The organism is Candidatus Desulfolinea nitratireducens (genome assembly GCF_982879505.1).
Window position 1 is genome coordinate 4,152 of record NZ_CEYOSI010000091.1, and the last position, 8,700, is coordinate 12,851.

At 49.5% G+C, this 8,700-nt stretch carries 4 protein-coding genes; all 4 read right to left on the reverse strand.

Going from position 1 to position 8,700, the window contains the following annotated elements; translation table 11 throughout:
* On the reverse strand, positions 1–915 hold a 915-nt coding region (locus tag AC3DOM_RS09555), incomplete at its 3' end, for an AMP-binding protein (protein ID WP_487918815.1).
* A 27-nt stretch (positions 916–942) separates the two neighbouring features.
* Positions 943–2,802, reverse strand: a complete 1,860-nt coding sequence (locus AC3DOM_RS09560; RefSeq protein ID WP_487918816.1) for an aldehyde ferredoxin oxidoreductase family protein — start codon at positions 2,800–2,802, stop codon at positions 943–945.
* 708 nt (positions 2,803–3,510) lie between these two features.
* Positions 3,511–5,196 carry a hypothetical protein gene (locus tag AC3DOM_RS09565; protein ID WP_487918817.1) on the reverse strand — a complete coding sequence of 562 codons (1,686 nt, stop codon included), beginning with the start codon at positions 5,194–5,196 and terminating at the stop codon, positions 3,511–3,513.
* Positions 5,197–5,200: 4 nt separating this feature from the next.
* Positions 5,201–8,161 (reverse strand): WD40/YVTN/BNR-like repeat-containing protein, encoded by a 2,961-nt coding sequence (locus AC3DOM_RS09570; RefSeq protein WP_487918818.1) that lies wholly within the window; start codon positions 8,159–8,161, stop codon positions 5,201–5,203.
* Positions 8,162–8,700 lie beyond the last annotated feature (539 nt).

The following is an 8,700-nucleotide window of genomic DNA, read 5'->3' on the forward strand; positions in this document are numbered from 1 at the left end:
GATGCGCATGAACTGGGTAGGTACGCCTGTGATCAGAAACGGGCGGAACTCCTGGATGGTTCTAGCCATCAGGGTAGTATCTCGTGGGTCTGGCAGTACGATCGCGCGCATACCAAGATAAGCGGCTGATTGGTAAACGTAGTGACCATATGTATGAAACAGCGGAACTGCGACCAGAACTGATGCTTTGCCAGCGAAACCGCGTAGCATCGGCTCCATCAGCCAAGGCAAACCCTGTCTGATACAGTTATAGCGGTTCGCGTGGGTTATCATGACTCCCTTGGGTACACCGGTGGCGCCCCCAGTAAAGCCCAGCTCACACAGATCATGTTCCGGGTCAATTTCTACTTGCGGAGGAGTGTCTTCTCCCTGCTCCAGGATATCGGTGAGCGCATGTACGCCCTCAGGAAGCGAGGCCTGCCTTAGGGGTTCTCCGTAGCCATTCTGGGAAGTAAGCAGGATATGCTCCAACTCCGTCTGGTTTCGGATTCCCAAGACTCTTTCCAGTTGCGTTTCTGAGCAGATGATTACCCGGCTATTCGAGCTTCCGACCTCGTGTTGCAGACCTTCGTCGGTGCGCAGGATGCTGGTGGGAACAACCGCAGCCCCGGTCTTCATCACCGCCCAATCGCCCAGGATGAATTCGATGCAGTTGGGCAGGAACAGACAAACGCGATCGCCTTTCTCAACCCCCAGTTTGGCCAAGCCAGATGCCAGCCGGTCCACCAAAGCCTTCAACTGACGATACTTGATCTCCTTCCCTTCAAACAAAACAGCCGTTTGCCCAGGGTAGTTCTTGGCGGCATCCTCCAGTGCCTTGAAGACCGGTTCTTTTGGATATGGCTTTAGGCTTTCCTTTAGCTTATACGGCCCTAGTTTGTAGCTCTTCAGCCAGGGCTTTTCCGAATAGATCATGTTGCCCTCACTCCACTTTCTTGTGCATCAGCCCCATAGATCAGGGATCAGATCCTCAAGATCCAATTCCCGCAGTTTTTCCTGGGTAGGGATACCCGTGGCAGAGTCCCATCCCCGGAAGTCATAATAGGCATCTTTCATCAGTTCGAGCATCTCCGGGTCATTGACCATCCCTTCGGCCGGGCCGCCCGGTATCGGTTGTGCCATCAACCGCTCTGGCAGCACATCGTCCTCGCGAGAAGCGCCTTCTCGAACGCAAGCAGCCCGGGTCAGGTTGTAGATCCGTTCTCCTGCTTTACGGAAGTCCTCGACCGTGGTTGACCAGCCTGTAGCTTTCACATAAAGGTCAAGCAGTTCATCAGCAGGCAGCAGCATGCCCATAAACTTGCACCCCCCAAAAGCGTCCAGGACCGTCAAGGCGTTCTCCATGTCGACCAGCACATGGGCTTCCTCCGGGTTGGCCTGGAATGGGTCTCGAATGCTACTATCATCTACGATTAGGAAGGGAATGTCCATGAAGGTTGGTCCTTGGATATAGCCGGTCATGTGGTCACCGCCGCGGTTGGCGGTCACGTAGCCCAACCCAGTGATTTTGGCAGCGCGTGAGTCATAGGCTGGCAATTCCAAGCCCTTGACATGCATGGCAAACTTCTCACTACCCTGGCCAAGTTTTTCTGCGACAGCCTTCGTTCCCTTTGCAAGCAGATCGCCGATTCCCTCGCGAATGGCGATCTTTTTTACCAGAGCTACCACCATGTCTCCATCACCAAAAGTGATCTCAAGACCATCAGTCTGTTCTTTGGTGATGATTCCTTTTTCAAAGCACTCCATTGCAAAGGCGATGGTTGCGCCAGTGCTGATCGTATCTAGCCCGTATTCGTTACACAGGTAATTGGATTTGGTGATAGCGTTAATGTCTGAAACACCGCACATGCTACCCAGTGTGTTAGTTGACTCGTATTCCGGTCCTTCGCCCTTATCCCCTTTCCATTTGCCTTCTTTGATCTCGGTTCCCCGTCCGCAGGTGATCGGGCAGGCAAAACAACGGGTTCCTTCCACAAACACAGTATCCATGATCGCCTGGGCATTGACATCGTCAATACCATCGAAAACTCCCTGCTGCCAATTCATGGTGGGATAGCCGCCCCGGACATGTACGAAATCTGCCACCATATTGGTCCCGAAAGCATCAAATCCGACCTTGAGCATCGATTCGTCGATCAAGTCGAATTGCTTGGTGGCGGCATCATGAAATCCTTTTTTGTCCGCCAGTTGGACCGGTTGCGATCCGACACAGGCGATTGCTTTGAGTTTTTTGGAGCCCATCACTGCCCCGAGCCCGCAGCGTCCGGCAGCGCGATGTTTGTTGTTCATAATCGCGGCGTAGGTCACCAGGTTCTCACCAGCCTGCCCTATAGCAGCCACGGTCAGCTTTTGAGAGATGCTATCCTGCAAAGCATCCTCTGTGTCTGGTACAGTCTTTCCCCAGAGGTGAGAGGCGTCAAGCAACTCGGCCTTGCCGTCAATGATTTGCAGTGCAACTGGTGTAGGGGAGACACCTTCAAAGATAATCCCGTCATAGCCGCTCTTTTTCAGAACCGGGCCGAAACTGCCACCGGAATTTGCCTGTCCCCACAGGTTGGTCTGTGGAGATTTGGCCACCACCGAATACCGGCTGGCGCTGGCCGATGCAGTTCCAGTCAGCGGTCCGGTCATGAAGATCAGTTTATTTTCTGGTCCCAGTGGATCAATTCCGCTTGGAACCTCCTCATAGAAGTATTTTGTAGCTAATCCAGTTCCCCCCAGGTATTGTTTTGCCCACGTTTGGTTTATCTCTTCGACTGTGATTGTATGGTTGGTAAGGTCTACGCGTAGCAGCTGACCCATGAAACCGTAGCTCATATCTTTCTCCAATCTTGTGATTACAGGTAGCTGATTGTTTACGCTGGCAAATGTGAGAGCTTAGATAAATCCTTATTGATGTACCCTGGCAGAATGTTCTACGCTTGCATGGAGGATGGCTGGCAATGTTGTTGTTTAATTATCTTACATCTATCTGAAATAATTTACAAGTAAATTCCTGAAGTTTAAAAATTAGTTCGGGTATCGACAACGAAAAAGGAGAAACAAGGGAGGGCAATAGGCAGACTCTGAACAATAATGTCAATATGGTAAAATGCAATTTAGGTTTTACCCTAAACCTAAAAACCTCAATAAGCTGTAGACTGTCGGGTTAGCTCGTAAGCAAAGTTTTTCCTTCAAAGATGGCTTCCACAAGACTGGAACTCATAACCCGGAGGTCGCAGGTTCGAGTCCTGCCCCCGCTACTCAAAACAAAGAAACCGCCAACACTTGATGTTGAGCGGTTTCTTGCTGTTTATACGATGTTTTAAGGGATAAAGTGTCGAAAACAAGTTTTATTTGCTAAATAGCGGTTCGAGTCCTTTACCTTGTTAACAAGGTTTTCGATTCCAATACTACCTCTCAAATAACACAATTGAGTGTCTTTTTTGTTCAGGTTCATGTTTTAGAACAGTAGCTTCCAACCCTAGGGTTACAGAATATAGCTTTGTAATGAAACTTAGATTGCCTGGCTCATGGCAATCTAACATTTTCTGCTTTCATCACGATGTCTGGCACATCCCAGCTTTTTTGATCCATTAGTTCGATAAAGGCGCGGCGGAAGAGTAAGGTCACTGAGACTTCCGAAGTTTCTGAAACTTCGGAAGTCTTAAATATATAAGTCGTCGTATCACTTCCCATCGCCGGGATGCGGTTATCACTGACAATGCGGGTAGGATTCCAATAAGCTCCACTCGGGGAAATTTCTGTCCACAATTCCATCAGGATTTTGGCATAGGCTGTACCTGGCGCGCCAGCAAAATACCCATCAGCGTATTCGCCAACACCACCCCAGTCTGGCACAAGAGGTCCCTCGAGTTGTTGGAGCTTTTCACCATTTTCATCTATAACTTCCACTAACAAGATGAGATGACGGAGCGGCGAATCGGTGGGGATATGATGCCCCGTCTGGTCGTTTATAAGTTCTACTTCAACGATAACCTTGTCGTCTTTTCGATGCGTATCTACGTTCATTGTGACAGCATTTTGGAGGATTTCCTCGTCCGCAGCGCCTGGCATACGATGGCTGAAGATCGAAGACGGATCACGCGCCTGTCCACCTGCTTCCGGAAGAGCAAAACGTGTCACGTCGATAGGCCGCATGTGGCAATCCTGACAGGTTTGCCCGGTCTTGGGATCACTATAAGGACTCTCCAGCCACTCTCCAAAGGAATTGTAGATCAACGTATCCCAGAATACACCAAAATGACAGGGAGCACAAAATTGGCTTTGCTGCTGCAATGGGGAATAGGTATCTTCGCCTGGTGCGACATCATCAAAGGGGCCCGCAAAAAACTGGTGTCCGTCCGGTGGGCGGCGAAACTCATACGACAAGACTCCCGGCATATTGGGGCGAGGCAGGCCGGAGGTCGAGTCAAGACGCACGCCCCATACCTTGTGACAGAAGTCACAAGGAACACCTTCGGCGGGAACATCGTTCACAGTCGTCGGGTCTACACTATAGGGATCATTAACAGAAGCGGCTGGCGTATGACAGGCTGCGCAGTTGCCAGCCGTATCCGGGAAATCAAGCTTATAGCCGGGACCGAAGTATGGTTGATCTGGGTCAGGTCCCAACGGGAAGCGACCATAATCACGGCTACTCCCATAAAGGGTAAGAGGACTCTGGTTTCCATGCATATCGGTACCTGAATACATACTGACAAAGCGCGGATTTATTGCTGCTTGGGAATGCGCATCTTGTAGCCATTCATCGACGGGGAGGGTAAAAGAAAGCTCTGAATTTGCATTGCTGTGGCACTCCGCACAGCCCTGATCTTCACCCTGGCCAGGATGATACTGAGATGGCAGCCATTCATAAGCTGGATTGTCAGAATCAGTGTGTGCTTCAAGGTGTATTTCGACATCACTTATCCCCGGCACAACATCCTGCGCGCCCGCGATATAGTAACCGGATTTCCAGGCCGTGACAGTGATGGCCTCGCCTGAAGCCAATCCAGAAAGCGAGAAATGTCCTTCGCTATCGGAGATTGTATAGTTCTCGGTGGTTTGCACACGCACTACAGCTTCAGCTACTGGGCCATATTCATCAAGTATTATGCCCGAGGTTGTATCCGGCCCTTTACAGGATGTTATAAGAATCCCAAAAGATAATATCCCCACTAATAGGTGCAGAAATGCTTTCTTTATGCGGTGCATGATCTTACTTCTTGCGGCGCGAAATCCAAACCAAACCAATCAAAGCTAGAGGAGCAAGTCCACCCAGGCAAGGTACATTCGATGCTGGCTTTTCTGTGGGCTCACCAGGATGCGGTTCTGGTTCTCCCGGGAGAGCGGGCTCGTCTTGTGGAGGTGATTCGGGCTGCATTGGAGGCTGAGCAGAGACTTCAGGTGGCTGACCGTTAAAATCTAAGCGAAACACTCCTCCTCCGCTAGTTCCAGCGTATAAATGCTGTCCATCCGATGAAATTGAAAGGCTAGTCACAGCACGGTTGCTAAGTCCTTGGGTAATCTTAATCCAGCTTTCACCTGCGTCTGTGGATTGATAGATACCACTTGTGATGTCACCAACATACACGACATTCGGATTTGTACGATCAAACACAATATCGCGATGGATGCCGTTAGGCTCCAGGCCTGCTGCGAGTTGTCTCCAAGTATCGCCTCCATCTTCGCTTGTAAACAATCCCTGGTATTGGACACCAGCAATAAGTTTATTCGGATTTCCCGGACTCACAGCAACTGTACGTACTGGTTGACCCTGGGATAAACCCGTAAGGGAATCCCAACTTCCACCACCGTCTTTGGATTTGAACAACCCGATTTGTGAAGCAACATAAACTATGTTCGCATTTGTGTAGTCGACCGAAACATCGGTCAAAATCGCATCATTAAACTGCGCCCCGGTTATATCACTCCAACTAGAGCCACCATCGCGTGAAACAACGATACCTTTTCCACTTTCATACACATCGGCGTGAACCATTGAGTTGTGGTTGGCAGAAACGGAATAAACGATTTTTGGATCAGAGGGGGCAAACTCAATCTCGCTGGTTTCAGGGAAGTAATTTGGTGGGGGGATATGATGCGCCCAGCGATTTTCGTCAGAAACCCATTCCAGGAAACCATGTTGCCCTCCTAAAATGATGTGGTCTTTACGGACAGGATCAAAAGCAACGCCGCCCCATTCCCCTCCTGCCAAAGGCTGGTGTTCACCGGGGTTATGGATACCGTGCCACGTCAGTCCACCATCATTGCTGTACCAAACCCCGCTGCGCCCAGCCGCGAATACACGTGCAGGGTCAAAAGGATCTACAGCAACACCAATGATCTGAGCCCCGGAATAACCTGTGCTGGCATTCTTCCACGTTTTTCCACCATCTTCACTCAAGAAATTGCCACCACCATAGTTGTTTGCAAAAACTCGGTCCGGATTGCGGGGGTCGCATTGCATATCAATGGGCCATCCGGCACCAACTCCTGGTGGTCCCCAGCTTTGCAGGCCACCAGCCATCAGAGCCCAGTTGCTACCACCATCCTCACTGCGATAAATGGCCACATCACTGCCAGCATATATAATATTTGAATTGGATGGGCATATCTCAACCGAACTGAAGACCTGCACGAAAAAATCACCTTCAGGCTCAAGGACTTGCTGCCAGTTCTCACCGCCATTCGTTGTGCGATAAATGCCAAGTGGACTGTGACCTTGATCCCGATAATACTGAAATGCCGGATCAGGGACAACATGTCCCGCAGCGGCAAAGAGTACATCAGGATTTTCCGGATGCATGTACAGGCTGCCGATATAACGGAAATCCAACCCGCTCTCAGCCCCCAACACACGCCATGAACCACCACCATCGGTAGATTTAAGCACGCCCAACCCGCCAAACGGATCTGGGTTTGTCTCAATATCTGTTTCCCCTACAGCACCACGATCAAAAATACCTGTAGATACGTAGAGCGCATCCGGATTCTGCGGATTGATCCACATATAACGCGCAAGGCTGGATGGAATTGCACCATTCCAGATGCGCGTCCAGTGCTCACCGCCATCGACGGTTTTGTAGATAACACCACCAACCCCCAAACCCCAAACATTGTTTCCAGGGCGTTGCAATTCACCCATGGCATAAACAACATCGGATGTGCGCGGATCAACTGTAAAGCCACGAAAGCTCAAAATGGTTTCATGTTCGTGAATAATCCCCTCCGCTTTTTTTAGCCATGTGCGGCCACCATCCATCGATTTATAGATATCGCCCGTTTTGTCTGTTCCTATCCAGATAATTTGGGGATCATGCGGATCAACAGTTAGCGAGAAAACTGGGATACCATCGCCTGCTGGGCCACCAATCGTTTCAATCCCCTGGTTGCTTTGCTCCCATGTCAGACCATTATCTGTGCTGATGTGGACTCCAGCATTAGCATCAGTTACATACCAGATATCCGGATTGTCAAATTTATAGCGGATGTCATACCCGAGGCCGCCGGGAGGTCCGCCCAGACGAACCCAGCTAAGCTCTCCGCTGGATGGGACTTCCGCTATCGGAACGGGAACAGAGCCCACTCCCCATATCTCAACATCATCAATCAGAACCTGTGATTCTGCCAGGGATTCAAAGGCGACCCCACCACTTACTAAAGGTTCCGGATCGGTATAAGTCATCACAACCTGCTCTCCCACTATTACCGTAATGGTTGGCCCATAGCCAGTGATTTCAACAGTTTTCCAGCCATCTCCAAGCCCACCTGCATTTGCCAGGCTTTCTGTAAAACTATCTGGCCCTGTTTGCTTAATAAGATAGGAACCTTCGGGGCCCAGGCCAATAAAATAACGACTTGGTCCAGCCGCCATGCGAAAGTTAGCATGCAGGGTGGCATCGCCGGTTAATTTGACCCTAAAGCGCAAGCGATAATCGCTCCAAGAGCCGCTTGTCAGGGAAGCCCAAACATGACCCTGCCCCGCAAGGACATGACTGGTATCACTTTCGATAACATCCCATCCGGGGTCTAGTTCCCACTCTTCGGGCCGCCCAGTTTCGAAATCTTGAGAATAGAGCAAAACATCTTCTTGAGCTAGCACGCCCCCTGTAGATAAAATTAGTAAAACAAAGACAACCCCTACGAGAACACTTCGGTGAGAAGGTTTTATAACCATCATTTCATCCTTTCAAGATTATGATTTACTCTTTCCATTCAAGCACGCCAATATAAAAGATCGCATTCCCATCATTGCCGCCATATGCAGGCCAGGGATTACCAAGGGCATCCTTGGCAGGACAAGAGGGCTATTTCTTTGTTAGCTGCGAAGATGATTGTTCCAATATCCACTGTCGAGGAAGTTGTAGATCTGATTTGTAGGAGATTCTTCACTCCCATTCTACAGCTTTGCGCGTCAGGTTTCAACAGTGAGTCTTTTGGATCACGAACTTCTTGTGCTCTCCCGTTTAGCCATTCTCATTGATTCAGGTGAGTTTAAAAATTTGAACAACAATATTTCTGATTATTTGCACTAAATCCCCTATTTGAGCGCTGGAATTTACATTGAACTATGATTAGCGCGATTGTATGAGGAAAAAATTCTTTGTTCAAAGATAAGTAACACTGATGTTGCTTGACGATTCTCTATATTTCCATTAGATTCGTGAAAAAATGACACAGTTTTATTGTATTTTCCCCAAAAATAAGGCGAAAAGT

Bases quoted from the DNA above. Each gene is read 5' to 3' on its own strand.
- AC3DOM_RS09560 (WP_487918816.1), bottom strand. From the start codon at position 2,802: ATGGGTCAGCTGCTACGCGTAGACCTTACCAACCATACAATCACAGTC.
- AC3DOM_RS09570 (WP_487918818.1), bottom strand. From the start codon at position 8,161: ATGGTTATAAAACCTTCTCACCGAAGTGTTCTCGTAGGGGTTGTCTTT.
- AC3DOM_RS09565 (WP_487918817.1), bottom strand. From the start codon at position 5,196: ATGCACCGCATAAAGAAAGCATTTCTGCACCTATTAGTGGGGATATTA.